Origin of the sequence: Pseudoclavibacter sp. RFBJ3, assembly GCF_002931375.1 — a bacterium.
In the GTDB taxonomy this organism is placed as follows: domain Bacteria; phylum Actinomycetota; class Actinomycetes; order Actinomycetales; family Microbacteriaceae; genus Pseudoclavibacter.
On record NZ_PSXZ01000004.1, the window covers coordinates 429,290 to 454,831 of the forward strand.

The 25,542-nt window shown below is 65.6% G+C and carries 26 protein-coding genes and 4 tRNA genes; 21 read left to right on the top strand and 9 right to left on the bottom strand.

The features are described from left to right. The first annotated feature begins 272 nt into the window (after positions 1-272). Entirely contained in the window at positions 273-1,055 is a 783-nt protein-coding gene (locus C5E07_RS19435; RefSeq protein ID WP_181057850.1) for a hypothetical protein, read from the top strand. Next, positions 956-1,201, top strand: coding sequence for a helix-turn-helix domain-containing protein (locus C5E07_RS19975; RefSeq protein WP_181057831.1), 246 nt, complete (start codon positions 956-958; stop codon positions 1,199-1,201). The genes C5E07_RS19435 and C5E07_RS19975 overlap by 100 nt, the downstream gene beginning before the upstream one ends. A 620-nt stretch (positions 1,202-1,821) precedes the next feature. Here the strand turns inward: C5E07_RS19975 and C5E07_RS05810 are convergent. Further along, positions 1,822-2,451: a site-specific integrase gene (locus tag C5E07_RS05810; protein WP_104298755.1), complete on the bottom strand. Its 630-nt coding sequence runs from the start codon at positions 2,449-2,451 to the stop codon at positions 1,822-1,824. A gap of 9 nt (positions 2,452-2,460) precedes the next feature. Here C5E07_RS05810 and C5E07_RS19445 point away from each other — a divergent pair, with 9 nt between their 5' ends. Next, a complete protein-coding gene (locus tag C5E07_RS19445) occupies positions 2,461-2,601 on the top strand; it encodes a hypothetical protein (protein ID WP_181057833.1) in 141 nt (46 codons plus the stop codon). 48 nt (positions 2,602-2,649) lie between these two features. After that, positions 2,650-3,318, top strand: a complete 669-nt coding sequence (locus tag C5E07_RS05815; RefSeq protein WP_146080525.1) for an alpha/beta fold hydrolase — start codon at positions 2,650-2,652, stop codon at positions 3,316-3,318. A 382-nt stretch (positions 3,319-3,700) separates the two neighbouring features. Here C5E07_RS05815 and C5E07_RS05825 read toward each other — a convergent pair whose 3' ends face one another. Further along, complete coding sequence (locus tag C5E07_RS05825) at positions 3,701-4,297, bottom strand: hypothetical protein (protein WP_146080526.1); 597 nt, start codon at positions 4,295-4,297, stop codon at positions 3,701-3,703. Positions 4,298-4,805: 508 nt separating this feature from the next. On the opposite strand from C5E07_RS05825, the gene C5E07_RS05830 reads away from it, so the two are divergent. The 7 genes from C5E07_RS05830 to C5E07_RS05855 all read left to right on the top strand — a co-directional run bounded on the left by C5E07_RS05830 (position 4,806) and on the right by C5E07_RS05855 (position 10,550). Continuing rightward, positions 4,806-5,768 (top strand): hypothetical protein, encoded by a 963-nt coding sequence (locus C5E07_RS05830; RefSeq protein WP_104298758.1) that lies wholly within the window; start codon positions 4,806-4,808, stop codon positions 5,766-5,768. A gap of 8 nt (positions 5,769-5,776) precedes the next feature. Beyond that, positions 5,777-5,938, top strand: a complete 162-nt coding sequence (locus C5E07_RS19450) for a hypothetical protein (RefSeq protein ID WP_181057834.1) — start codon at positions 5,777-5,779, stop codon at positions 5,936-5,938. Positions 5,939-6,207: 269 nt separating this feature from the next. Next, positions 6,208-8,361: a hypothetical protein gene (locus tag C5E07_RS05835; RefSeq protein WP_146080527.1), complete on the top strand. Its 2,154-nt coding sequence runs from the start codon at positions 6,208-6,210 to the stop codon at positions 8,359-8,361. Between the two features lie 81 nt (positions 8,362-8,442). After that, the gene (locus C5E07_RS05840; RefSeq protein WP_104241311.1) at positions 8,443-9,252 is read left to right on the top strand and encodes an N-acetylmuramoyl-L-alanine amidase; all 810 of its coding nucleotides are present in this window, start codon (positions 8,443-8,445) and stop codon (positions 9,250-9,252) included. A 5-nt stretch (positions 9,253-9,257) separates the two neighbouring features. Continuing rightward, complete coding sequence (locus C5E07_RS05845) at positions 9,258-9,713, top strand: hypothetical protein (protein WP_146080528.1); 456 nt, start codon at positions 9,258-9,260, stop codon at positions 9,711-9,713. Then, positions 9,703-10,062 (top strand): hypothetical protein, encoded by a 360-nt coding sequence (locus tag C5E07_RS05850; protein ID WP_104298759.1) that lies wholly within the window; start codon positions 9,703-9,705, stop codon positions 10,060-10,062. Before C5E07_RS05845 ends, C5E07_RS05850 begins: the two co-directional genes overlap by 11 nt. A gap of 5 nt (positions 10,063-10,067) precedes the next feature. After that, the gene (locus C5E07_RS05855; RefSeq protein ID WP_258063124.1) at positions 10,068-10,550 is read left to right on the top strand and encodes a hypothetical protein; all 483 of its coding nucleotides are present in this window, start codon (positions 10,068-10,070) and stop codon (positions 10,548-10,550) included. A 112-nt stretch (positions 10,551-10,662) separates the two neighbouring features. Here the strand turns inward: C5E07_RS05855 and C5E07_RS05860 are convergent, their stop codons facing one another. The 3 genes from C5E07_RS05860 to C5E07_RS05870 all read right to left on the bottom strand — a co-directional run bounded on the left by C5E07_RS05860 (position 10,663) and on the right by C5E07_RS05870 (position 13,218). Next, positions 10,663-12,396, bottom strand: a complete 1,734-nt coding sequence (locus C5E07_RS05860; protein ID WP_104298760.1) for a hypothetical protein — start codon at positions 12,394-12,396, stop codon at positions 10,663-10,665. An 84-nt stretch (positions 12,397-12,480) separates the two neighbouring features. Further along, entirely contained in the window at positions 12,481-12,834 is a 354-nt protein-coding gene (locus tag C5E07_RS05865) for a hypothetical protein (protein WP_146080529.1), read from the bottom strand. 311 nt (positions 12,835-13,145) lie between these two features. Then, a tRNA-Val gene (locus C5E07_RS05870) sits at positions 13,146-13,218 on the bottom strand. Positions 13,219-13,526: 308 nt separating this feature from the next. Here C5E07_RS05870 and C5E07_RS05875 point away from each other — a divergent pair. The 4 genes from C5E07_RS05875 to C5E07_RS05890 all read left to right on the top strand — a co-directional run bounded on the left by C5E07_RS05875 (position 13,527) and on the right by C5E07_RS05890 (position 14,808). Continuing rightward, positions 13,527-13,598: transfer RNA gene (locus C5E07_RS05875), tRNA-Gly, on the top strand. A 64-nt stretch (positions 13,599-13,662) separates the two neighbouring features. Then, positions 13,663-13,733: transfer RNA gene (locus C5E07_RS05880), tRNA-Cys, on the top strand. A 6-nt stretch (positions 13,734-13,739) separates the two neighbouring features. Then, positions 13,740-13,814, top strand: a tRNA-Val gene (locus C5E07_RS05885). A gap of 76 nt (positions 13,815-13,890) precedes the next feature. Then, positions 13,891-14,808, top strand: a complete 918-nt coding sequence (locus C5E07_RS05890) for a methyltransferase domain-containing protein (protein WP_146080530.1) — start codon at positions 13,891-13,893, stop codon at positions 14,806-14,808. A gap of 88 nt (positions 14,809-14,896) precedes the next feature. Here C5E07_RS05890 and C5E07_RS05895 read toward each other — a convergent pair whose 3' ends face one another. From C5E07_RS05895 to C5E07_RS05910, 4 genes are all read right to left on the bottom strand, one after another. Further along, positions 14,897-15,526, bottom strand: coding sequence for an NUDIX hydrolase (locus C5E07_RS05895; RefSeq protein WP_104298762.1), 630 nt, complete (start codon positions 15,524-15,526; stop codon positions 14,897-14,899). Further along, positions 15,523-17,004: a nicotinate phosphoribosyltransferase gene (locus C5E07_RS05900; protein WP_104298763.1), complete on the bottom strand. Its 1,482-nt coding sequence runs from the start codon at positions 17,002-17,004 to the stop codon at positions 15,523-15,525. The genes C5E07_RS05895 and C5E07_RS05900 overlap by 4 nt, the downstream gene beginning before the upstream one ends. 51 nt (positions 17,005-17,055) lie before the next feature. Next, complete coding sequence (locus C5E07_RS05905) at positions 17,056-17,898, bottom strand: phosphoribosyltransferase family protein (protein WP_104298764.1); 843 nt, start codon at positions 17,896-17,898, stop codon at positions 17,056-17,058. Positions 17,899-18,013: 115 nt separating this feature from the next. Beyond that, entirely contained in the window at positions 18,014-19,093 is a 1,080-nt protein-coding gene (locus C5E07_RS05910) for an acyl-CoA desaturase (protein ID WP_258063790.1), read from the bottom strand. Positions 19,094-19,334: 241 nt separating this feature from the next. Here C5E07_RS05910 and C5E07_RS05915 point away from each other — a divergent pair, with 241 nt between their 5' ends. The 6 genes from C5E07_RS05915 (at position 19,335) to C5E07_RS05940 (ending at position 25,434) form a co-directional block, all read left to right on the top strand. Continuing rightward, a complete protein-coding gene (locus C5E07_RS05915; RefSeq protein WP_104308677.1) occupies positions 19,335-19,751 on the top strand; it encodes a hypothetical protein in 417 nt (138 codons plus the stop codon). A 200-nt stretch (positions 19,752-19,951) separates the two neighbouring features. Next, positions 19,952-21,874, top strand: coding sequence for a threonine--tRNA ligase (thrS, locus tag C5E07_RS05920; protein WP_104298815.1), 1,923 nt, complete (start codon positions 19,952-19,954; stop codon positions 21,872-21,874). Next, entirely contained in the window at positions 21,871-22,443 is a 573-nt protein-coding gene (locus C5E07_RS05925; protein ID WP_104298766.1) for an HIT domain-containing protein, read from the top strand. The genes thrS and C5E07_RS05925 overlap by 4 nt, the downstream gene beginning before the upstream one ends. A 118-nt stretch (positions 22,444-22,561) precedes the next feature. Beyond that, complete coding sequence (pdxS, locus tag C5E07_RS05930; protein WP_104241300.1) at positions 22,562-23,479, top strand: pyridoxal 5'-phosphate synthase lyase subunit PdxS; 918 nt, start codon at positions 22,562-22,564, stop codon at positions 23,477-23,479. A 7-nt stretch (positions 23,480-23,486) separates the two neighbouring features. Continuing rightward, entirely contained in the window at positions 23,487-24,083 is a 597-nt protein-coding gene (pdxT, locus tag C5E07_RS05935) for a pyridoxal 5'-phosphate synthase glutaminase subunit PdxT (protein ID WP_104298767.1), read from the top strand. Between the two features lie 46 nt (positions 24,084-24,129). After that, positions 24,130-25,434 carry a M18 family aminopeptidase gene (locus C5E07_RS05940; protein ID WP_104298768.1) on the top strand — a complete coding sequence of 435 codons (1,305 nt, stop codon included), beginning with the start codon at positions 24,130-24,132 and terminating at the stop codon, positions 25,432-25,434. The last annotated feature ends 108 nt before the right edge of the window (positions 25,435-25,542 follow it).

Sequence of the window (25,542 nt, forward strand, 5' to 3'; positions counted from 1 at the left end):
CGGCGCACCGTGCGAGCATCCTGCAGTTCAGTGCACATTGGATCCACGACGTGAAGGAGGCCAGTGTGGTCGTGCTTCGGTCACACGCAGGTGTCGTGCCCACCATGACCTCGGTATCTTCCTGCGATTTCTCGTTATGGGAGAAGGTGCTGAACGAACCGGCCACAGCATACAAATCTGCTTCCAATTCCACAACCACACGTCCCCGAACAAGTTCAGCCGTCTAGGGTCTGACTGGCGTCAAACTCCTCGTTGAAGGTCTGGCGCGTGGATTGAGCGCGACGATCGGGGTGACAGTGCTCGCTGCATATGCTCAGGGTCTCAAGGATGGTGAAGCCCTGCAGTGGCTGCACGAACAGGGCTGGGGTGTTCAAGATGATGAAGCGTCAGTTCGTGCCCATGTGGACTTCATCGGGACCCGAACGTTCTTGGTGCGACGCAACTGGCAAACGACAACGGCCGTCAGCACCGACGCGGACTCGTATGATCCCGATCTTGTCCATGTGTGTTTTGTTGTGAAGGGCTGTCTCCTTCTCCAGGCCGGAGGAGAAACGACAGAAGAAGTACCTGCGCCGTACTTCTTCACGTATTCAGCGCGTCGACCGGTGCGCATCTCGGCTGTAGAGCCCTACTCGTGTCTGTTTCTAGGGATACCAAGGGAGCGTTACGTTGAGCTTGCGTGGGTCGAGAGTCAGGCGCCAGGTCCCTTCCTGACGACCAGCCGTTTTCGAAAGGTCCTCATTGCGTCCTTGAACGCCTCCTTCGAATCGCAAATCAAAGAGGGGCAGGTTGGCTTCCACTCCTGGAGGCGCGGGGTCGAGGACCTGCTCCTTGCAACGCTCGCCGACACGAAGGTGCAGCAGGGTACGAACTGTCAGCCGCCACGAGATCTGCGTCTCGCTCGCGCGCACCACCTGATCGAGGAGAATTTCCGAGATCCAGCCTTTTCGTTCGGGTGCTGGCCCGTGACCTCAACATCTCCCTTTCGCAGCTGCACCGAATTTTCGCAGATGAAGGCAATTCAGTCGGAGTGCTTATTCGCCGCTTGCGCGTAGACCGGGCGCGGACGCTTCTCCGGTCAAGCGATAATTCGAAATCGGACCGTTACAGAATCGCGCAAGAAACCGGATTCAGGTCCCTGCGAACCATGCGTCGCCTTTTGAGCCAGGAATCCGCAGAACGCAAGCCTGCCGGGGACTGAATCCAGACACGAGTGCCGGTGGGGGCTGCAGAGACGGAAGTGCCCAGCAGAGAGGCCAAGTGGGCCTTGAGGGGCGACCGTCTGGGGTGCCCATGATTCTGAATGCTCACGAACACCCTGTCGGTGTTCACGTCCGGGTGTACTGCAGCAAGATCGCAGCCAGCTCTCGCTCCGACTCCGGAGTCGACACCCACGAGAACGGCACCAGTCCGATGCGAAGCTGCCCAAGGGAATGGCATCGCTTCCGCCGGCCAGGTCTGCGTCGGCCAGTGACTGGCGGTGCTGTTTGCAACGTTCGTATGCGAGCACCCGCTGGGAACCTCTAGGCGAACACCTTCGTCTTCGAGGCTAAGGCCATCTCCTCCGCGGAAGCCGATGCGGGGGAGTGGTGCGACCGGTGCGCCGACCGTTGCGGATCGTGCCAGTCGGAACGGTCGCAGGGGAAGCAAAAACCCCCGGACCAGAACGAGGCATTGCCTCGCCGGCCGGGGGTTTCTCGCGGTGGGTGATGCGGGACTCGAACCCACGACCTCTTCCGTGTGAACGGGCCTGACGCATGAAACGGGGTGAATCGTCGTCACACCAGATGCAACATAAGGCCTGATCGAGGGACGATTACGTCATACGCGGCGCAACATCGTGACACGCGCCAGCACGGGAGTTTGCGCCAGATTTGCGCCACTCGGATCGGGCAGGGCGGACTCGACGTCCTTCTTCGTGACTGGCGCGAGGTGCGCGTAGATCTCCGTCGTCGACGTGCTCGCATGCCCGAGCAGCTCGGCGACGCGTGACAAGGAGACACCGTCCTGCACGAGCCAGGACGCGTAGGTGTGGCGCAGGTCGTGGAGGCTGGCGCCCAGGTGGGCCAGCCCGGCTTCCTTCAACGCTGGCGCGAGGACGCGCTGCGTGAAGTTGCGGTCGTCGCGGACACCACCGTCGTATGAGGGGAAGGCCAGCGCTGACCGGCAGGCGCTGCCTGCCCTGTGGGGGAGTCCGCATGTCGGAGCAGGGTGTAGCTCGAGGCGATCGACGACCCGCTGCAGGACGGGCACGTGGCGCTGCCTGCGGCCTTTCGGGTATGGCTTGATGGATGATTGCCCGTCCCACACATCGCGGACTGTGAGCATGCCCTCGGAGAGGTTCGAGGCGTCGAGGTGGAGGCCGGCGACCTCACCCCAGCGGATGCCGGTGCCGACGAGGAAGCCGAGTACCGCCTGGTCGCGGCGGTCGGGCACGGCGGCGACGAGCATGGCCGCATAGTGCCCACGACCCCAGGCGGAACCGTATTCGAGGCCATCGAGACGACGCTCCCCATGGGGGACAGGGCCTCGCTCATGGTGCCCGTGTCGTACTCGGCCACGAAGGTCGTCGTCTACACGCACGGCAATGACGGCTCCTAAGATCAGTTCGCGCAGATCGCCCCATGGGCGGAAATGCGGCGCTGGTTCATGGAGAACGACTGGGCCGTTGTGGAATCGAGCGGCGCAGGAAATGGGTGGGGCGGCGACGCCTCCCGGCTCTCCTACGAGCAGGCCGCGGCTTGGGCGATGACGCTCGTCCCGATCGCCGACGTCACGGTGCTCGGACGGTCCATGGGCAGCCTGGTCGCCTACTGGCTGGCGACCTACTCCGAGTTCTCTCCGCTGGTTCGGAATCTGATCATCAACTCGGGGACGACGGACCTCATCGCGCGCTACGCGGCGTCGTCGGGGTCGGACATGCGAGCGATGAACGCCGCGTACGGGGTCGCACCCACCACGGACAAGAACGAAGCGGCCTTCGCTGCCGCGGCGGTCGGACACGACCCGATGCAGTTTCCAACAGGTATCTGGGCAGACAAGCGAGTCCTGCAGCTGTGGGGCAGCGCCGACACCACGGTCGTTCCCGAGGCTCACGGTCAGGCGTGGGTCACGAAGTACGGCGCGCACACCAAGGCGACGGTCGTTGACGTCCGCGCGAACGGCGATCACGGGTGGGACAACGGCTCCTACCTGCAGATGGACGCCATGACGAGCTTCCTGACCGCAGAGCGCCCACCTACCGGAGTCGGGTTCGTCGTCCGCCGAGTCTGGGTGATCGCCGACGGCGAGCCGACACCTGTGCAGGTGTTCGTCTGATCTCGGGAGCTGGCCGGCGTCGAGGGTGACCTCAGATCAGCCTGAGCTCCGGCCATACCTCACATTGGGGAGTTGTCAAGGTCCTCGATGGCGCATTCGTGGGAGCAGAACCCTGCATGCCCAGCGCTGCGCGCCGCGACGGGGTCCGTCTGCTTCCCGCAGGTGCGAGTGCCGGCGTCAACGCTGGCGCGGCACTTCGTGTCGTCTGCGCCTGCGAAGGCGGAGCGAATGCGGGCCAAGAGGGCGGTGCCGGTCATGTGAATCTCTTTTCGTCGCGATCAGAGTAGACCGCCGGGCGTGTCTGCGCCAGAGCATTCGTGTTGCGAGGGACGTCGCTGAGCACTACCGGGAGCAGCACCCAACATTGGCCAACCTGGACGAGTCAGACGAGCTCGATCGGACGTCGTTCTGCCAGAGGCAGAGCCATCGCGGCTTTCTGCGCGGGGACCGCTCCGTCGATGAACGTGCAATTCCACCCATTCGCGTCGCGCCAGGTGATCATCAGACGGTCCGGGATGTTCAAGGGCTCGAATGCCGACCCCAGAACTCGTGACTCGGCAGAGTGCGCTTCCCACTGAACTTGACCGCGTTGATACGCGACGATTCGATGAACTTCCGGGTCTCCGGTTGCCCAGGAAAAATGCATGACCCAGTAGTGGCAGTCGCCCGATTCGCTGATGCGTGCTAGCGCGGACCAGTCGGTCACGGCGCCGCGCAGCAGGTGTTCGCGTCGGTGGAACCGTCTGCGGTGGAGCGCGGCGCGCAATCGGAAACGGTACCTCTTGAAGGCCTGCCATGCGGGCTTCACCAGGATGGTCGACGTGATGATGAGGCCGACCACGCCCGAGACGACGAGGGTGATGCTCAGCGTTTCCGTGCCCCAGCCTTCAACGATCGCGTAGACGCTGCCGATGAATCCGACCGTGGCAGCGAACGCCTTGCCGAGGTTCACGACTGTGGGTGGCACGTGCTTGGTCACGAGCGAAGCATATGGCCACCGTCGCATCCGGAAGTTCGCGAAGATCACCAACCGCCCTTCTCCTCACGCTTCCGGCTTACTCAGCTTGCAGAACTCTCGTGACCTTCGCGCCCCCTCCGGTGGGCGCACCCTGATTTGGAGGCCTCATGGCTCGCGCTGTCGTATCCGAAACGGTCGTGCTCCTCGCGGGTGACCGCGTGGACCCGATCACCATCCCTGTCACCACCGTGGAGGGGGCCGCGGTCGACCTCTCGGAGTAGACTGGCTGGCGGTGCTGGTGGAAGGCCGGGACGAAGGTCATCGCCGCTCAGATCGGCACTGAGCGGCTCGCCCAAGGTGTCCTCGAGATCACCCTGACGGGCGCGCAGACTCGCGAGCTCCTCGGGTCGTCCGAGAGCGTCACCGGCTCGTACGACGCCGAGGCGACGCGAGCTGACGACGTCGAGCCGACGACCTGGATCGAAGGCACGTTCCGCGTCCGCGACGACGTCACGAAGGAAGGCACCCCGTGACCGAGTACAAAGCCGAGGTTCAGCCGCAGCCGGCGTACACCGCGAGCATGACGCAGCCATTCGGTGGGGGCGCCGTGAAGTCCGTGAACACCAAGACTGGCGACGTCGTACTCACCGCGGGCGACGTCGGCGCATCGTCGGTCGGGCACAGGCGCGACGCTGCATCGCTCGTGGGCCTCAACGCGACTCTCGTGGGGCTCGGCAGCGTCGACAACACCAGAGATGCTCAGAAGCCCGTCAGCGTGGCCCAGGCAGCCGCGATCGCTGGCAGAGCTCCGCTCACCCATCGGCATGCGTTCTCGGACATGGACGGGCGCGCGACGCCGGCACAGCTCGGCACGGGCACCGCTTCTGCGTCGACGGTCCTGCACGGCGACGGTGTATTCCGTGCACCCGCAGGCAGCGGCCTGGACCTCGCGCCGGGAACCGGTTCACCCGAGGGCGCCGTCGTCGGCACGGTCGGTCAGCGGTACACGGACACCGCCGCAACCGCTGGCGCATCCTCGTGGATTAAGCGCACCGGCACCGGCAATACGGGATGGCGCGTGCTGTCCGCGGACACGGAGTGGCGGATCATCACGCCGACCGCGTTCGCCACGCACCTCGCCACCAACCCCGGATTCGTCACCTCGGGGCGCATGATGGTCCGCCGCATCAACGACGTCGTGCGCTTCGGCTTGGACGACCTCGTGTTCGGAGGCATCGCCTCCGGCACCGTCGAAATCCGCTTCGACATTCCCGAGGGGTTCCGCATCGGGTCCGTCTACCCCGGCATGATCTTCGCCCAAGCCGGGGGAGCGGTCGCCGGAGGGGCGGGCATCCGAGTTGACGCGTACGGCTCGTACTGGACGCTGCGCACTGTCAGCGCGACCAGGCGCCTCCGCGAGTTCAAGAACTTCCCCGCCAGCCCATCCGCATACCCGGCAGCGCCACTCCCTGGTGCGATCGGGCCGACCTGAGGAAGCCCATGGACTACACGAACCTCACGGACGAAGAGCTCGAAGCGGCTCGCGTGGCCGTTCAAACGGAGCAGGAGCGGCGCGCGAACCTCGCCGCGATCCCCGCGCAGATCGCTGCGCTCAAGCAGACGTTCCTCGACGGCGGCGGAGACCCCGTCGACCTGCCCTAGCCCCACCTCACACCCTCGGCCCTGCACTTACCGTGCGGGGCCTTCCACATGCCCCGGGACTGAATCGCGGACCCCGACCTTGGCAGCGCCTGCCCCCTGTCAGTTATCCATGTTCGACACGCCGTGACACGCCTGGGACGAGCGCGAACCGAGGGGCCTGAAGTCACCAATGTCGGTGGCCAGCGCGAGTCTTTTCTCGTACATAAGTACGAACTTCACGAGAGTCACACGCCCCTCGGATGCGAACAGTCCACTAGGAAAGGCCCATCATGACCGAGAACACAACAACCCCAGAAGCACAGGCTGAAAGCTCGAAAATCCAGTCCACGCCTCCGGAATCGAGCAGCGTCGCGGCAAGCGGCAGCGTTGAAGATTACGTCTCTGACGTTTGGGCGACGACTGCTCGTTACCCCGGCCTCGACCCGACTGGCGTTGGCGACAGTCGCGCTGCGCTTCAGCAGGCGATTCGTGACACCCCGAAGGGCTCTACCCTTCATCTTCCCGGAGGGAAGTACTACATCGGGGGTACAGCTTCGATCATGAACCGCGCACCCGACGACTCGCTCACGAGCTTGTCCTTTGACTGGTCGGGTGCTGAGATCATCTCCGACTCCACTCAGGCGCCCTTCACCTTCGTCGCGAAAACTCCGGAGCAGCACGCGGTGATCTCCCACACCGTCGTAAACCTCACGATGGAAAACGATCTCGTCGTCCCGGGCACAGCATTCGAAGTGGCCGACGTGAGCATCGCTGCAGAATGGCAGCGCGGTGACGTCATCAAGGTCATCGCGAACAACGTGATCCCAGGCTCAGAACCTGGTCCAGCTCCTGGCACGAACCAAGCCCGTGTCGGCGAGTTCCTCGTGTTCCACAGCGTTTCTGGTTCGAGCATCCGCGTCATCGGCACCCTCATCGATTCGTTCACGGACAACGTGCGCCTCTGCAAGCTCGACGAGTCAATCGAGATCTCCATGAAGTGCGGCAAGCTGACGTTCTCCGAAGCGATCATGTCGAGCAAATCACCTCGTAACTCGGTCATCTTGCGCAACCTCGTGAACGCGAGGCTTGACGGGCTCAACGTGCGGGCGGCGCCCAGCGCCATGATTACAAACGAGGGTTGCTACCGGTCTACGTTCGAGAACGTGAACATCGACTACGGCATCGACAACCCGGGGGACAGCAACTTCTCCTACGGCATCGTTGACAAGGCGTCCGCCTACACCCGCATCCTCAATGCGCACGGCCGGAACCTCCGGCATCTCTACACCGACGACACGTCAGCCATAGCGGCGAACTCGGTGAACACGCACGCCTACGGTGCCACGATGTTTGCCAAGATCATCGACAGCACCGGCCAGGGTTCCAGCGCCGCGCCCTTCGACACGCACCACGCTTCCTACGGCGCTGAGTTCCACGGCTGCTCAGCGCGCGATTCCTATTTCGGGTTCCAGCTACGCGGACGCATGGGGCGACTTGTCAATGCCCGCGCTTCGTTCTGCACCGTCGGCGGCCGCGCGTTCGAGCAGACAGTCGGCGGTGAGACGTACGACTCGACCATCATGAACTGGGAGAGCGATAACTGCCTGACCGACTTCGAGTTCATGCTGCGTCCTCCAGGGCACCCCTTGGCGGAGCAACGACAGGACAAATGGTTTGTGGTCGATGGTTTCACGACTCGGAACACGCGACGACGCGGACTACTTCTCAGAAATGCCTCGGTCCGGCTCATGAACTACCGGTTCTCGGCAGCCTCGGACATGATCGGCGGTGGGTGTTCGATGACGATGCGAAACAGCCGCATCTCCATCGACGGCGCAATCGAGCACGACTTCTCCCTCAACGTCTCAGGTGCGGCGCTCAGCGTCATCGAGCTCAACACCACTTGGTTCTCTGTGTTCGAGTCCGGGCCCGCCAAGTACCGGCACCCCGCGTCCACTCCGAGCCGTGTCGCCGCCTACATCAGCTCGGCCGGGAATGACCTCGTCCGTGTCCGCGAGCAGTCAATGACTCAGGCACCCGACCTCATCATTGCGAATGCACCGACATCGAACAGCTACCTCGACTGGTCGTCAGAAGCGAACTCGAGGTCATCCGCTGGCGTGCTGTTGGGGACTACGTCGATGGCGTCTGCGGGTGCTCTAGCTCCACTGGGTCGAAGCATGAAGTCGGACCTGACAGCACTCATCGACCCAAGCGGCGGCAACGGATCCCTGGCTGGTCTTCCCGCTCCACAGTTCGACGGGCAACGGCTCGCGATCATCCACTACGGGTCCTCGAACACCGTGTCGATCTCGCACGACACATCAACTGCTGCCCGGCGAGCTCTGATCGGCAACACAGGCAAATCGCTGACACCTGGCCAGTCGATGCTGCTAGTCGCTATCCCAGGCGGCGTCTGGAAGCAGGTCACTCCCGTGGCCTGATCGTCTCGCCACATCCGTTCCCGAGCTCCGAGGCCCTGCGCGCACCGCGCAGGGCCTCCCTCATGCCCCAGGAGGCACTGCATGACGTTCTCCAACACTGCCACCGGCACGTCCGGCAACGGTGGCCAATTCTCGAATCGATCGGCTCGCGTCGATCGGTTCATCGTCCATCACGCAGCGACCGCGTCGCTGTCCGCCGTGCTCTCCATGATGAGCACCGGCTCCCGCCAGGTCTCCTCGAATTACGTCATCAAGGACGAGCAGATTCTCGGAGTCGTGCCCGAAGAGAAGCGAGCGTGGACCTCCGGGTCCGCCGCATGGGACGGCCGCGCGATCACCGTCGAGACCTGCAACTCAGCGACGGGCGACGCGTCCGGGTGGCCCATCTCCGAAACCTCCTGCCAGTCGCTCGCCCGCCTCATCGCGGACTGCTCCACCCGGTACGGCTTCCCCCTCAACCGCGACACCGTCATCGGGCACCGGGAGCTCTACACGCGCTACGGCGCTTCCTACTCGACCGCCTGCCCGGGCGGCATCAACCTCGACCGGCTCGTCGCGATGGCCCTCGAGTACCAGGCCGGTGGCGACCCCGCCACCGCCACACCCGCAGCACCCAAACCCCTCCAGGAGGAGACCATGTACCCCGTCTTTGTCGCCGACTTCGGCCACGCCCTCATCACGCCCACCTACGTGCGCAAGATCGTCGACCTGCCCCACGCGACCGCGAAGTACACCATTGCGGGCCTCGAGAAGATCAGCAAGCCGGTCGTCGTGCTGCCCTTCCCGGAGTTCTACGGCATCTGGTCGAACGTGAACGCGGGTACCAAGGATGACTCCTCCACCGGCAAGGAGATCCAGGCGCTCGCCAAGAAGCTCGGCATCGCGAGCTGACCGTGATGACTCGTCGCCACGTGCTCCGCGTCTGGCAGCTGCTCACCGACCCGGACGCGACATGGCAGCCCGTGCTCTTCGCGTACGTGGCGACGGTCGTCATGGGCGTCGTCACGTACGCCTTCCCACCGACGACTATCGAGGGGGCGATCGGGTCGACGCTCGCGACGATCTGGGCGGCGTGCATGATCGGCGGCGGGCTCATTGGGCTCGGCACCATGTTCACGCCGCACATGTGGCTCGAGAAGATCGCGCTCTCCATCGCCGCGGTCGGCGGGCTCTTCGTGTACGCGTTCGTCGTCGGCAGCCTCCACGCCTCCGCACCGCCCGGCGCGTCCAGGCTGACTCAGCTGTCGGTGATCTTCATTGCCCTGTCTGCGTACTGGTTCCGCTGGGTCGCGATCCGCAAGCACACGTACGCCCCGCGCGGGCACAGGCGGAAGGCGCCGTGTGGACACTGAACTCACCAAGGCAATCGTCGCGGGCATCTTCGCGTTCCTCGCATCCTCCACGGGCCTCGCGTTCGGGAAGCGCATCTGGGCGCGCTTCACCGGCAAGGACGCCGCTCTCCGGGGAGAGATCGACCGAGCTCACGAGCAGGTCAAGGACGCCGAAGCGAAGGTCACGCTCGCAGAGGCCGCTCTTGACCGCGTCGAGCATGCCCGCAACCAGGAGCGCACCGCCCGCCGCATCTCTCAAGAGCACGCGTCGGAGGTGCGGCGCATCGCGATCGACGCGGGCGTGCCTGCATCAGCCATCCCGCCCTACCCATCCTCGGCCCTGCATATGGGCCCGCTCTCGAAGGAGTAACCCACATGTCCCTCATCCGCACCCCCGACCGGGAGTCGCTGACCGCGCGCGCCCGCGCCGCCCGCTTCGTCCTGGCCTTCGCGCTCATCTTCGCGACCCTCGTGCTCGCCGCGATGCTCGCACCGTTCGCGCAGGCCGCCGAGGTCACCGCAGCTGCCGGAGCGCCGCAGGTCGCGTTCACGCTCGACCCAATCCTCGTCGGCCAGCTCGTGCTCGCCGTCGTCCTGCCGCTGCTCGTCGGCCTCGTCACGACCCGAGTCACCTCGTCAAGCACGAAGGCGTGGCTCCTGGTCGGACTCTCGCTCCTCACGGCGTTGCTCGCCGAGGCGATCTCCGCGTGGCAGGCAGGGGGTATATACGACATCGGCACGGGCCTCCTGCTGGCGCTCCCGACGTTCCTCATCGCCGTCGGGATGCACTACGGCATCTGGAAGCCGACCGGCACCAGCACCGCCTTGCAGAAGGTCGGCGGCAAGCACGCCGCCTGACCCCGCTGAGCACGACTCCGCCCCTCTCGCGGTAGCGACCCTGGACACCCAGGGTGACGCTGCGCGGGAGGGGCGTGTTTCGTCGTTGAGCTGAGTTTTGGCTTGGCCGGCGCTACGGTTTGGCCGCGCGCTTTCGAGCGAGGAGAAGCGTGACACCGAGGGCGAGCAGCGAGCTCGTGAGGAGGCCCAGGGGGGCAAGCGTGTCTGTCCCGGTGGATGCAAGCGCGTGAGGTTGTTCGCTGTGTGGTGGGGTGGGGTGTCCCGCGGGGGCTGATGCGGCTGACATGGAAGGTGCAGATGGGTCGCTTTCAGCGGTAGCGGTCGAAGAGGCTGGTATGGGGGGAAGCGGTGCGCTTGTCGTCCCAATCGGAGTCGGTGATGCGGTGATCGTGCTCGTGGGGGAGTCGGTGACTGTCGGTGACGCTGTCGAGACTGCGGTCTCCGTGGGGGACGGTGCGGCCGAACCGGTGGGGTCCGGCGTCGTCGGCGAAGGAACACCCGTTGGTGTCTCTGTCGGTGTGGAGCTTGCTGTCGGGGTCTCGGTTGCTGTTGGCGAGGGGGTGGCGGTGATGGTCGGGGAGGGCGTTCGGGACGGGATTGGGGCGTCGCGGGGCAGGACGGTCATGTCTGGCAGGCCTGAGATGATCGGATGATCGGACGTCAGTGTGGTCACATTGCCGTAGTCGTCGACGAGCTCGGCGCCCACAACTTCGTAGACACCTCCTCCCCACTTGGGTATGTCCTCTTCGTAGGGGGTGACAGTCAGCCATGCTCCGGACGCGCCGGTAAGAACTTCGCCCAGGCGGTCGCCACCGTCCCCACGCATGGTGTAGATCGTCCCCCGGTAGTTTTTGAGGTAGAACCTGACATCGTCCATGTCGCTCTCATCCCGGATGGTCCAGTTGATATCCGGTTCGTCACCCATGCGAACCGTGGACTGCTCGAATCCTGCTGAGAGCAGTTCTGGAGCCGTGACGTCTGGTCCTCCGGAATCGACAACCGTGAACGCCGCGGCGGAGGCCAGTGCGGCGTTGTCAGCTGGCGTGGCCTGGATGAGTCGGTTCTCGTGTTCGTCCCATGTGGTGAGCTGGGTAACTCGATACTCGCCGAGCGCCCACGTGAAGTTGTTCACTGTGAGGTGCAGTGCTCCCGAGACACGATCGCCTTCCCTGGTCGCAGTCAGCATGTCGAAGCCCTCAGCCGTGTACGACCGGCCATCCGGGCCGGTGATAGTCAGCAGCAGAGACTTGACGCGGCTGGACTCGCGCATCGTCCAGTTGAACCAAATGACGTCGCTCTGACGTACCTCTGCCGGTGCGTCCACTTGCAGGTCGATGAGCTCTGGTGCTTCTTGGTCGCCGTCTGTGCCCACGTCGATTTGGAGCTTCGGAAGAGCTTGGATAACTGGGCTGTATGCCTCGTCCGCACCCCCGTGCACGCCCAACTCGTCGAAGAAGCCCAGGCCTTGCACGCGCCATTCACCAGGCGCCCACTCCGGTCCGTTGGGGGAAAAGGACGTGGTGCCGAAAACGATGTCCCCTTCGCGCCCCGTAATCTCCATGTCGTAGTGTCCGAGGATTTTCCTGGTTTCCGGAGAGAAGACCGTGCCGTTCGCGAGGTCGACCGCGCTGTATGCGATGTCACGGGTGCTGCGCACACTCCAGTTGATGCGGACGGTGTCACCGCCTCCTACTGTCGTCGGCGTTACGATCTCGGCGCTCAAGAGTTCCGGCCCGACGTCAAACTCGTTGTACTCGTTCGCCAAGACTCCAGGGGCGGCGGCTGCAGTTGTCGCAAAGAGCAGCACCGCGGTGCAAGCGCAAAGGAAAGCCAGAAGTTTCTTCATATGTCTCCGATGAGAGAGCCGGGGGATGGAGCCAGACTACTGATGCGACCACGCGACTGGGAAGACAGCCACGTCATGCAGAACTCACCACACTTTCTTCTTCCTGGCCCGCTGATCCATGCAGAGCAGCGCGACCGAGAGCTCAGACGCGAGGCTCTGCGCGGCGAGGGCGTCGCCCTCGAGGATGACGGTCCCGCGGATCTGCGCGTTGCCGTGAGATATCGCCCACTCCTTCTCGCTCATCGTCCCGACCTCAAGCGCCTGGCGCACCTCGGCGCGCACGCCACCCTCGGTCACCCACTGCAGCATCTCGAGCCACGCGTCGAACACCTCGAGCGGTTCGAACAAGATCGGCTCGTACGTGTCGCCGTCGACGTCCCGCACCGGGGGAGAGTCACCCCACAGGAGCCACGACATGCCATCGACAGGCCTCGTCACCACCGGGCGCCAACACACGATGCGCTTCGTCCACTTCGAGTCCACCCGCTCCCGGGCCGTCTCGCACCGCAGCACCAGCGACTCGAGGGCGACTTGGCGGTGACCTGTACGGCTAGTTCGTTCATGCGCGGGAGTGTGCCACGGGCCCCCGACAGTGAACTCTCCGAGCGCATCGAGAGCGCGTCCGACCGAGTGCGGAACGAGCTCGCGGGCTGAGCACAAAACAGGTTAGCGCCAACTCTGCGCCAACTACCCAAGCAAGAGAAAAGCCCCGATCTGACGTTAGGGCGTCAGATCGGGGCTTTTCCTAGTGGGTGATGCGGGACTCGAACCCACGACCTCTTCCGTGTGAAGGAAGCGCGCTACCAACTGCGCCAATCACCCGCGACGAGGACTAATCATGCCACAGATTCGGGCTGTGGATGATCACCACGTGCGCAAGGGGGTTTCGTGTCGCCACTCCCGCAGGCTCTGACCCGCACGGCAAGCTCGTGACGCCTCACGACGACGTTCGCCCCGTCGTGCAGGCAGTGCGAGAGTGGGCATCGCTCTGTGTTCGCGATCGCGACCTGCCGCTCTGACCAGGTCTTTCCTCGAATTACACCGGTGGATTTTGTATCGCGGCCCGAGTTCCTATAGAGTCATTCTCGCGCTGGTCAAGCCGGAACGGAAGTTCCCGAGACAAGCGCGATGCGGATGTGGCGCAGTGGTAGCGCATCACCTTGCCAAGGTGAGGGTCGCGAGTTCGAATCTCGTCATCCGCTCGAGTGTGACTCAGTCTGGTGGTAAACGCCAGAAGGAGTTTGCACGGGTTTCAACCCACAACACGGTGACGTGGCCGAGAGGCGAGGCAGCGGCCTGCAAAGCCGTCCACACGGGTTCGAATCCCGTCGTCACCTCGCAATGGGCGATTGGCGCAGCGGTAGCGCGCTTCCCTGACACGGAAGAGGTCACTGGTTCGATCCCAGTATCGCCCACCATTGAGGAGAAGGCCCCTGAGAAATCAGGGGCCTTCTTCGTGTCTCGTCGAAGTCCTGATCGGAAGGCGTGAGGCCCGTGACGAATCCCGAACACGCAGAGACCCGGGTGCTCTCGGCGGCCGGCACCAGCACTGCCCGCCCCGAACTCGAGGAACGCTACTTCCGCCGCATGGCTGCCGCCCTTGACGAGAAAACTCAGCTCACGGACTGGCTGCGCGGCGGTCGGGTCCTCGACATCGGTGCCGGGGGAGGAGAGCTCGCGGCGAGAATCGCAGTGCTCCCTGACATCGAAGAGACCATCGCACTCGACGACTCCGCCGATGCGATCGCGCATCTCGAGCAGATGCCCGGCATCACGGTGCGCTCAGGCTCCGCGGACCAACTGGAGGTGCTCGGTCTGCGTGACCTGGACGGCATCGTGATGAGCTCGGTCCTGCACGAGATCGCGTCGTACGGCCCGAACGGGCCGGAGAACGGGCGTCAGGCCGTCATGGCGAACCTCACGATCATCGCGAAGGCGCTCAGCCCGGGCGGCGTCCTCGTCATCCGTGACTTCGTGACACCCGCTCGACCGGATCGCCTGACGACGCTCGTCACCCCCGGCCACGATGGCGACGAGCTCCTCAGCGCCTACTTGGAGCGCGTTCCGCTCCCCGAGCTGAGGCGCCTCGAGAGCCTCGGCCAGCACCGCTTCGTCGGCTCAGCTCGCGTGGTGGCTGAGGCGCTGCTGACCGTGAACTGGGGCGCCGAGTCGTTGCCGCGCGAGACACAGGAGCAGTACTGTCAGTTCGAGCTGGACGAGCTCGTCGACGCCGTCGAAGCGCTTGGTGCCGGACTGCGGCTGGTGCACCGGGAGGCCTGGGTGCAGCCGGGGTACCGACAGCACCTGGCCGCCTGGTCCGTACTCGAGCAGGACGGCACCCCGTGGTTCCCGGAGACGAAAGCCATCTGGGTCTTCGAGAAGGCGGCCTCGCCGCCCTCGACACGCGCATGATCGTGACCACGGTGGTTCAGTCCGCGTGAAGCGATTCGGGTCGCGGTCATCGCTTCGTCCCCGACGGCCCCTCGAGCGCGGCCGAACCTCAGTCCTTCCACTCCCAGACCGTCGTCCGACCTCGGATCTTCACCCCAGTGGTGTTGGTGGTGACACGCACGACCCCCGTCCCCTCCAGCCACCGGCGGAAGTTCGGTCGGTCGAAGGGCTCAGCATCGAGCGCCGCCCCGAGCGCCAGAGCCATCCCCGACGTGAACTTCTCGCCGAGCAGGGCTCGGGTGACGGCCCAGTCGCGCCAGACGACCTCACCGAGGCGCACACGAGCCGCCTCGACGATCTGCGCGTGGTCGAAGGGGAGGTGGGGCACGCTGTCGAGCGGATGCCAGCGCAGCAGCCCGTCGCGCGCCTCCGCGCACAGGAAGACGAGGCTGGCGAGCGAGATCGTGGCGCTGCGTGGGTCGCGCATCGTGCCGTCGAACCAGCCGAGCTGGCGCGTCAGCCGCACATCATCGTCCGGTATCCCAGCCTTCGTCCGCAGTGCACGCAGCACGGGGCCAGCCCCGTGCTCCCCGGACAGCAGCAGGACGCCGGGGATGGCCTCCACCCCGGCGTGCGGCGCGTTCTCGCGCACCGCGACGCCGAACTCCAGCCGCTCGTCGCGATAGCGCACAGCGAGTGCATCCATCGCGACGAGCGGCTGGTCGTAGGACTCGGTCAACGCAGCACCGTCTGCTTCGCGAGCACCGCCCGAACCTCCGGGAACGTCTGCCGCCGCACGAAGGCGCCGTCCTCCCAGATGGGCTGCAGCAGGGACTCCGCCTCCTCGGCAGGCGTGGCCCGCTCGATCAGACGCATGCGGCCGTCGGCGTCCGTCACCACCGCCAGGCGGCCAGTCGCGCTCTTCTTCGTTCCGCTGTCCGTCACAGGGTCCTTCCGGATGTCGACGCCGCGACCATCGACCTGGATCCACGTCGCCTTGATCGCCGACATGAACGTGTCCCTGGTCTGGTACTGGTACCCGAAGCTTCCCATGCCGAAGACGACGTTGCCAGAAGCGAAGCCCTTCGCGGCCAGCCGCTCGGTGATCAGCACCGCCCGCTCGCGGGTGATGGAGTCACCGTAGATGGCCCCGATGTGTGGGTCGAGCTCTTTGTAGCCGGCCTCGTTCACGGTTCCGCCGAACGTGTCCCAGAGTAGTTCGATGACGCCCTTCCGCTCAGCCGCGCCAGCGTCTGGGTCTCCCTCCTCCACTCCACAGAGGATGTCGACGGGGTTCCCGGAGTCTGGCCGGATGACCAGCTTCCCGTCCCGGGCGAGCACCTCTTCTCGGAGCGCCGGCAGGTACTCGGTGAGCACTCGCCAGAGATCGAAGGTGTCGGAGACGACGGAGACGATGCCGCTCGGGTAGAGGCCGAGCAGCCCCTCGAAGAGCTCACGCTCGCCGACCGTCGCGATACCCGCGCACATGACCGAGTGCTCCGTGGCTGGTACGCTGCCAGCGACGAACGCTCCGCCGTAGTGACGCTCGATCCAGTCGATGGAGACGAGTGAGTCGGTGCCTGTGAAGCTGAGCAGGTGCGCGGCGCCGCTCATCGCGGCGGTCTCGTTGGAGGACATCCCTCGGTAGGAGAAGTCGTGCCCCTGCCAGTCGACAGCAGCCAGGGGCGTCCCTGTTCTCCTCGCCGCGGTCTCGAGCGTCTCGCGCATCGCCTTGGCGATCGTCGCGGTCGTCGATGCCTGCCAGATCTCCGCGCTCAGCACCGTCTCGATGTAGTTGGTGAGCCAGAAGAAGTCGGGGTGCGTGTTCTCGATCGTGAAGCTCGGAACGCGGAGCGGCACTGCTGTGCCCTCCGGCACGGCACAGAACCGCAGGGGGAGGAAGCCGAGGCGGTGCAGCGCGCGGATGTGGGCGCTGCCGATCGTGTTCGGCCCGAGGATGCTCGCGAGACGAGCCTCGTAGGCCTGGCAGACCCGATCCTCGTCGGCCTCGAAGAAGACGCGGAAGCTATCCGCGTATCGCTCGAGGAACGCCTGGAGTCCGAAGTGCACGACCGCGCCGATGTCCGGGATGCGGGAACCGCGGTTGGTGTAGTTGGAGTAGACGCCGGTGACGTCGCCGGCGAGGCCGTACTGCTGGAGGTGGCCGAGCTTGTAGGCATCGGTCTGGAAGAGGGGAGCAACAGGTGTGTAGTCCATGGTCTTTCCTTTCGGGGGAGCTTGTAGCGTCGAGGTCGCGTCTGCCGCGACTCAGTACTCGACGTAGGGGGCGAGGATGTTCCGGATCGAGAGCACTTTGGTCGCGACGCCCTCGCGTGCGGAGCCGGGGTGCGAGTCGGTGGTGATGATCTCGCCGAAGTGCTGTCTGAGAGCGGGGGCGTCGCCCGAGAAAACCCCGTGGCTCACGAAGAGCGTCAGGCGCTCCTTGGGCAGTCCAGTGGCCTCTGCCAAGCCCCTGAAGGTGCCGCCTCCGTCGCAGATGTCGTCGACCACGAGGAGGCGCCCGTGGCGGGGGAGAGCCTCGCAGCTGAAGCCGGAGAGCTTCCCGGTCTCGAAGTCACGGTGCTTCTCGGCGCGGAAGAGCGGGAGGTGCAGTGCGGACGCAGCGGCCTGTGCTCGGCCGACGGCACCTGCATCCGGTGCGATGACGCCGACGTAGTCGTGCGCGGCTCCGACGCGTCCGATCGTCGCTCGCCGCACGTAGGGCGCCGAGCCGACGATCTTGACGTTGTCGATCAGGCCGGGAGCGACCGAGGAGTGGGGGTCGAAGACGATCACCTGATCGAGCCCGAAGCTGTTGATCAGCTCGGCGTAGACCTTCGCCCCGAAGGGGACGCCCCGGTCGGCACGAGCCGCCGGAAGATAGGGGAGGACCGCGACTGCCCGCTGTCCGAGCCGACGCGCGTAGTCGGCCCAGAGCCCAAGGGTGATGAGGTCGCTCGGATCGGCGCCCGTGACGGTCGCGTAGGCGGGCTTCTCTTCGAGATCCGCGGGGACGACGAGGGTCATCTCGCCGCCGGGAAATCGCAGGACTCGGATGGCGCTTGTGGCCTTCCAGCCGGAAGGCATCTGTGCTTGGAAGTGGATGCTCATGCTTCGACCGTACCAGCTATTCGTAGATTTACGAATAGCTCTCTCCGGGAGACGCAGGCAACACGCAGAAAGGCCCACCCGGATGAACCGGGTGGGCCTTTGCGCACGCGTCAGATCAGACGCGGCGGAACTGATTGACCAGCGGGCAGTCGAAGGGGTCGCGAGCCTGGAGGCCGACCCTGTTGAGGTAGTCGATCACGATGCCGTACGACTTGATGAGCGTCGTCTCGGTGTACGGGACCTCGAGGTTCTGGCAGTGCTCGCGAATGATCTCGCGAGCCCTGGCGAGGTGCGGGCGCGGCATGCTCGGGAAGAGGTGGTGCTCGACCTGGTAGTTGAGGCCGCCCATGAGCGCGCTCGCCCACCAGCCGCCGCTCACGTTCCGCGAGGTGAGGACCTGCTTGCTGAAGAAGTCCATCTTCACGTCGGCCGGGATGATCGGCATGCCCTTGTGGTTCGGGGCGAACGATGCGCCCATGTAGACGCCGAAGACGGCCATCTGCACGGCGATGAAGGCGAACGCCATGCCGAGGGGGAGCAGCCAGAAGATGGCTCCGAGGTAGATCGCGAAGCGGACCGTGATCATCGTGAACTCCATCCAGCGTCCCTTGATGGGCTGGCGAGTGAAGAGCGACTTGATCGAGCGGAAGTGCAGGTTGTAGCCCTCGAAGGTGAGCAGCGGGAAGAACAGGTAGCCCTGCTTCCGCGTGATCAGTGCGAGGAGGCCGGTCTGCTTCCGAGCGTCCTCCTCCGTGAAGGAGATCGTGTCGAAGTCGATGTCAGGGTCTTTGCCCATCTTGTTCGGGTTCACGTGGTGCTTCGTGTGCTTCGTCATCCACCAGCTGTAGCTCATGCCGACGACACCAGCAGCGAGGAAACGACCGAGGCGGTCATTGCCCGGGCCGGACTCGAGCACCTGTCGGTGCGACGCCTCGTGGGCGATGAAGGCGAACTGCGTGAAGATGACGCCGAGGGCGGCAGCGATGAGCAGCTGGAACCAGCTGTCGCCGAGCAGGATGAACCCGGTGATCGCTCCGCCCAGTGCGAGGAGGAGACCAGCGGCCAGCATCCCGTAGAACCAGCGAGTGCGCTTGAGGAGGCCCATCTCGCGGATGACCTTCGACACGGCGCTGTAGCTCTGCGTGACGGATTTCGCTCCCGGGGTGCGGGGCTTGGTGGTACGGATCCGGCCGATGCCCTGGGGGAGCGCAGAAGATGAAGTCGTAATGTGAGGATCCCCTCGGTCGGCAACCTTTGGTTGTTTCGTTCGCCAAAGGCAGTGCGCCGATCGCTGACTTCAGGCTAGCGGGAGGAGCTGCCTTGTTGGCTGTGTATCTGTGCGAGTCGTCACCCAGCGTCTTCACACGCGATGTATCGCGATTGCGCGTATCTTGATGCAATCACGGATCGCGCCGGTCGGCGCACTTGGAGGAATCATGGCTTCGACGGGCAGCGGCGCAGGCGACACCACGGGTTCAGCGAGGGGTGAGCGGATGCGGGAGTCTGCAAACTCTGGCGCGCGCGTCCAGGCCGTCCACACGGGCCTGAAGAAGGTCGTGACCGGACGAGAGAGCGTCATCAAGAATCAGGCGGTGAAGCTCGCCGAGAAGCTCGACGTCAAGACCGAGGGCCGACACCACCAGAAGATCCGCCTGGCGCTCCTGGCCCTGAACAGCCTGGTCGACACGCTCGGCAAGGATGGCAAGGCCGAGTCGGAAGCCAAGGCCTCAGCCGGCGCCGGTGACGCGAAGTCGGCAAGTGGAGGCCCCCGTCCCTCGGCGACACCCTCCGATTCTGACGCGCCCGAGGACATCGGCACGTTCACGCCCCGCGAGGGGCGTCGGAAGAACTAGGCGTCCCGCTCCTCAGGGAGCGGGTTCCGTGCGTCGTGTGGAGGCAGTCGCGCGATAAAGTGGTCGCTTGTTCATGCCTAACGACAAGGAGCATCGTGACCAGCGATCCCGTTGACCTCGAGACCGAAACCCGCCCGCACGAGAACGGCGGCGCGACGACCACCGGATTCGAGCTCTTCACAGACCGCTCCGTCGTCGCGATGAAGCTCGACGGTGTGCTCGTCGACCTCGCCACCGTGGTGCCGGACGGGGCGATCGCGGAACCGGTGACGATCGACAGCGCCGACGGACTCAACATCCTCCGCCACTCGGCCGCGCACGTCATCGCGCAGGCCGTGCAGAAGATCAACCCGGATGCGCGGCTCGGCATCGGACCGCCCATCACCGACGGCTTCTACTACGACTTCGACGTCGAGACCCCGTTCACGCCGGAAGACCTCAAGGCCATCGAGAAGGAAGCCCAGCGCATCCAGCGACAGGGGCAGCGCTTCGTGCGTCGGGTTGTGACTGACGATGAGGCACGGGCCGAACTCGCCGACGAGCCCTACAAGCTCGAGCTGATCGGGCTCAAGGGCAGCGGCGCGAACGCCGACAACGAGTCGGTCGAGGTGGGCGCTGGTGAGCTCACCATCTACGACAACGTCGACGCGAAGACGGGAGAGGTCTACTGGAAGGACCTCTGCCGGGGGCCACACATCCCCTCGACCCGAATGCTCAGCAATGGCTTCTCGATCCTTCGCTCTGCGGCCGCCTACTGGCGCGGGTCCGAGAAGAACCCGCAGCTCCAGCGCATCTACGGAACGGCCTGGCCGACGAAGGACGAGCTGCGGGCCTACAAGGAGCGCATCGAGGAGGCCATGAAGCGCGACCACCGTCGCCTCGGCCGCGAGCTCGACCTGTTCAGCTTCCCGGACGAGCTCGGATCCGGGCTGCCGGTGTTCCATCCCAGGGGCGGGATCATCAAGCTCGAGATGGAAGAGCACTCGCGAAAGCGCCACGTGCAGGAGGGGTACAGCTTCGTCTCGACCCCGCACATCACGAAGGGGCGTCTCTACGAGATCTCCGGGCACCTCGACTGGTACCGAGACGGCATGTATCCGCCGATGCGCATCGACGAGGAAGTGGACGAGGCGGGCAACGTCACCAAGCAGGGCCAGGACTACTACCTGAAGCCCATGAACTGCCCGATGCACAACCTGATCTACAACCAGGGCGCGCACTCCTACCGTGAGCTGCCACTGCGGATGTTCGAGTTCGGCACGGTCTACCGCATGGAGAAGTCCGGCGTCGTGCACGGCCTGACCCGCGCACGCGGCTTCACCCAGGACGATGCCCACATCTACTGCACACGCGACCAGATGCGGGACGAGCTGACCCGCACCCTCAAGTTCGTGCTCTCGCTGCTCAAGGACTACGGCCTCGACGACTTCTACCTCGAGCTGTCGACGAAGAACCCCGAGAAGTTCGTCGGCGACGACGCAACGTGGGAGGAGGCGACGCGCACGCTCGAGGAGGTCGCCACCGAGTCCGGTCTCGACCTGGTCCCCGATCCGGGCGGAGCCGCGTTCTACGGTCCGAAGATCTCCGTGCAGGCGCGCGACGCGATCGGCCGCACCTGGCAGATGTCGACCATCCAGCTCGACTTCAACCTGCCAGAGCTCTTCGACATGGAGTACGCGGCTCCGGATGGCACGCGCCAGCGTCCCGTCATGATCCACCGAGCCCTCTTCGGCTCGATCGAGCGCTTCTTCGGCGTGCTCGTCGAGCATTACGCCGGTGCCTTCCCGGTCTGGCTGTCGCCCGTGCAACTCGTCGCCATCCCGGTTGCGGAGCAGTACGGCGACTACCTCCAGGGCATTGTCGACGAGCTGCGATCCCACGGCGTGCGAGCCGAGCTCGACGCGTCCGACGATCGCATGCCGAAGAAGATCCGTAACCACACGAAGGCGAAGGTGCCGTTCCAGCTCATCGCCGGCGAGGACGACCGCGCCGCGAAGACGGTCTCCTTCCGCTTCCGCGATGGAACCCAGCGCAACGGCGTTCCGATCGAGGACGCGATCCGCCTCGTCCGCGGCGCCGTCGACGAGCACCTGCTCGTGAACACGGCAGAAGACCTGGCATGAGCGCGCTCGGGTTCCCCGAAGGCGAGCTCGACGGCCTCGACATCGAGCGCTCGGCTGACTTCGCCGGGGTGCCCGACTCCTTCCAGCGGCTCTGGACGCCGCACCGGATGGCGTACATCCAGGATGGTCAGGACCCCGCTCAGGATGCCTGCCCGTTCTGCGTCGGGCCCACGATGGACGACGAGAAGTCGCTCATCGTGGCCCGGGGCGAGCACGCGTTCGTGGTCATGAACCTCTATCCGTACAACTCCGGTCACCTGCTCGTGTGCCCGTACCGGCACGTAGCGATGTACGACGAGGCCTCCGAGGCCGAGGTGCTCGAGATCGCGCATCTGACGCAGACCGCGATGCGTGTGCTCCGCGCCGTCTCGAACGTCGACGGCTTCAACATCGGGATGAACCAGGGTCGTCTGGCCGGAGCTGGCATCGCCGGGCACCTGCATCAGCACATCGTGCCTCGCTGGCAGTTCGACGCCAACTTCTTCCCGATCATCGCGAAGACGAAGGCGTTCCCAACGCTGCTCGGCGAGACCCGCCAGGCCCTCGCCGACGCCTGGCCGAAGGCCTGATCAACCGCGATTTGATTGGGCAGTCGCCCAATCAAGCCGGGACGCACGCGCGTCTACACTTGAGCCAATTCACCTCCGAACCGCCATGCACTCTCTGCACGCGGAAAGTAAGGACATCATGAGCGAAAGCACTGCCCCCCTCGTCGCCGCCGACGGGACCGTAGGCTCCAACCGGGTCAAGCGCGGCCTCGCGGAGATGCTCAAGGGCGGCGTGATCATGGACGTCGTCACCGCAGAGCAGGCGCGCATCGCCGAAGATGCCGGCGCTGTCGCCGTCATGGCCCTCGAGCGCGTCCCGGCCGACATCCGCGCGCAGGGCGGCGTCGCCCGCATGAGCGACCCCGACCTCATCGAGAGCATCATCGCCGAGGTCTCCATCCCCGTCATGGCGAAGGCTCGCATCGGGCACTTCGTCGAGGCGCAGGTGCTGCAGGCGCTCGACGTCGACTACATCGACGAGTCCGAGGTGCTGAGCCCCGCCGACTACGTCAACCACATCGACAAGTGGCAGTTCACGACGCCGTTCGTCTGCGGCGCCACGAACCTCGGTGAGGCGCTGCGACGTATCAACGAGGGCGCCGCCATGATTCGCTCGAAGGGCGAGGCCGGCACGGGCGACGTATCGGAGGCGACCAAGCACATCCGCAAGATCCGCGGGGAGGTCGCCGCCCTCACGTCCATGACCCGCGACGAACTCTACGTCGCCGCGAAGGAGCTCCAGGCTCCCTACGAGCTCGTGCGCGAGATCGCCGAGACCGGCAAGCTGCCCGTCGTGCTCTTCACCGCGGGTGGCGTCGCGACCCCGGCCGACGCCGCGATGATGATGCAGCTCGGCGCAGACGGTGTCTTCGTCGGCTCCGGCATCTTCAAGTCGGGCAACCCGGCCCAGCGCGCCGCCGCCATCGTGAAGGCGACCACCGCGTTCGACGACCCTGCTGTGATCGCTGCCGCATCGCGCGGACTCGGCGAGGCCATGGTCGGCATCAACGTCTCCGACCTCGCGGCCCCGCACCGTCTCGCTGAACGCGGCTGGTAGCGAGGCGTTGGCGACTCCCGTAGTCGGCGTCCTCGCCCTGCAGGGCGACGTCCGTGAGCACCAGCAGGTGCTCACGGACCTCTGCGCCGAGGTGGTGCTCGTGCGGACCCCGGCGCAGCTCGACGCGGTCTCGGGGCTCGTGATCCCCGGAGGCGAATCGAGTGTCATCGACAAGCTGTCTCGGATCTTCGACATCGCCCAGCCCATCCAGGATCGAATCGCAGCAGGGATGCCGGTCTTCGGCACATGCGCCGGCCTGATCATGCTCGCCGACACCGTCGTCGACGCGATCAGGGGGCAGCAGAGCTTCGGCGGCCTCGATGTGTCGGTGCGACGGAACGCCTTCGGCTCGCAGAACCAGTCGTTCGAGACGCACATCGAGGTTCCGGAGCTGGGCGAGCCGGCCGTGCACGCCACCTTCATCCGCGGCCCCGTCGTGGATGCCGTCGGGAGCCGCGCCCGCGTCATGGCGGCACTCCCGGACGGTCGAGTGGTCGCCGTCGCGCAGGGCAACCTCCTCGGGACGTCGTTCCACCCCGAGATGAACGGCGAGACCCGGTTCCACAGGTACTTCCTCGACCGGGTCGCCGAGCACGCCGGCTGAACGACGCCACGCACCGACCGATTCGACAGAGAACCAGGAGCAGAACATGGCGAGACGCCGTCCGAGCAAGGCAGCCAGGAGCAAGCAGGTCAGCGATTCCCTCGCGGCCTTCATCCGCGAAGCCCCCTCCTCCTACCACGCGGCAGCTGAGGTCGCACGGCGGCTCGAGGATGCCGGCTTCACGTCACTCGACGAGCGCGATGAGTGGCCGCAGGAGGCCGGCGGCTACGTCGTCGTCCGCGACGGAGCGGTCATCGCGTGGCGAGTGCCGGAGTCCACGTCGCCGATCACGCCGTTCGCGATCGTCGGAGCGCACACCGACTCGCCTGGGTTCAAGCTCAAGCCGAACCCGGAGTCGACATCGCAGGGCTGGCAGCGCCTCGAGGTCGAGGTCTACGGCGGGCCACTGCTGAACTCCTGGCTCGACCGCGAGCTGCGCGTCGCGGGCCGTCTCGCCCTCGCTGACGGCACCACCGTGCTCGCCGCCTCAGGACCCATCGCGCGCATCCCGCAGCTTGCGATCCATCTCGACCGTGGCGTCAACGAGCGCGGACTCGTCCTCGACCCGCAGCGCCACACCCACCCCGTCCTCGGTCTCGAGGCGGCGGGAGGCGTCGTGGCGGCGCTCGCATCCGACGCCGGGGTCGACCCGGATTCGATCACGGGCTTCGACCTCTTCCTCGCAGATGCCCAGGACGCCCAGCTCTTCGGACACGGCGAGGCGCTGTTCGCCGGGGCTCGCCTCGACAACCTCGTCAGCGTCCACGCCGCGACGACGGCACTCGTCGAGACTGTGCCGAGTGGCGTGATCCCCGTCATCGCGGCCTTCGACCACGAAGAGGTGGGTTCCGCGAGCCGTTCAGGCGCGGCCGGCCCGTTCCTCGGCGACGTGCTCGCTCGCATCCAGGAGGGCCTCGGTGCGGGACCTGCCCAGCAGCGTCGCGCGCTCGCCGCGTCATGGCTCGTCTCGAGCGACCTGGGCCACAGCGTGCACCCGAACTACCCGGAGAAGCACGACGACGAGACCCGGCCCATCGCGGGCCGAGGGACCCTCCTCAAGCTGAACGCGAACCAGCGCTACGCGACGGATGCGCGCGGGAGCGCACTCTGGACCGGCGTCTGTCAGAACGCCGGCGTGGCCGTGCAGGCCTTCGTGTCGAGCAACTCGCTTCCGTGCGGTTCGACGATCGGCCCGATCGCGTCCACCGAGCTTGGCATCTCGACCGTCGACGTCGGCATCCCCATCCTCTCCATGCACTCGGCCCGCGAGCTGGCCGCGATCGCCGACATCGAGGCCCTCGAACGCGCACTCGCTGTGTTCCTCGCGGGTGCTTGGCCGGAGCACGCGTAAACTAGACGAAGAGACCGCTCGCCGACGGCGACCAGTGGCGTCCACTTCTCGGGCCACGGTGTCAGCGTGCACACGAACAGCAGCAGGCGCCCACCGCAGGTGAGACGC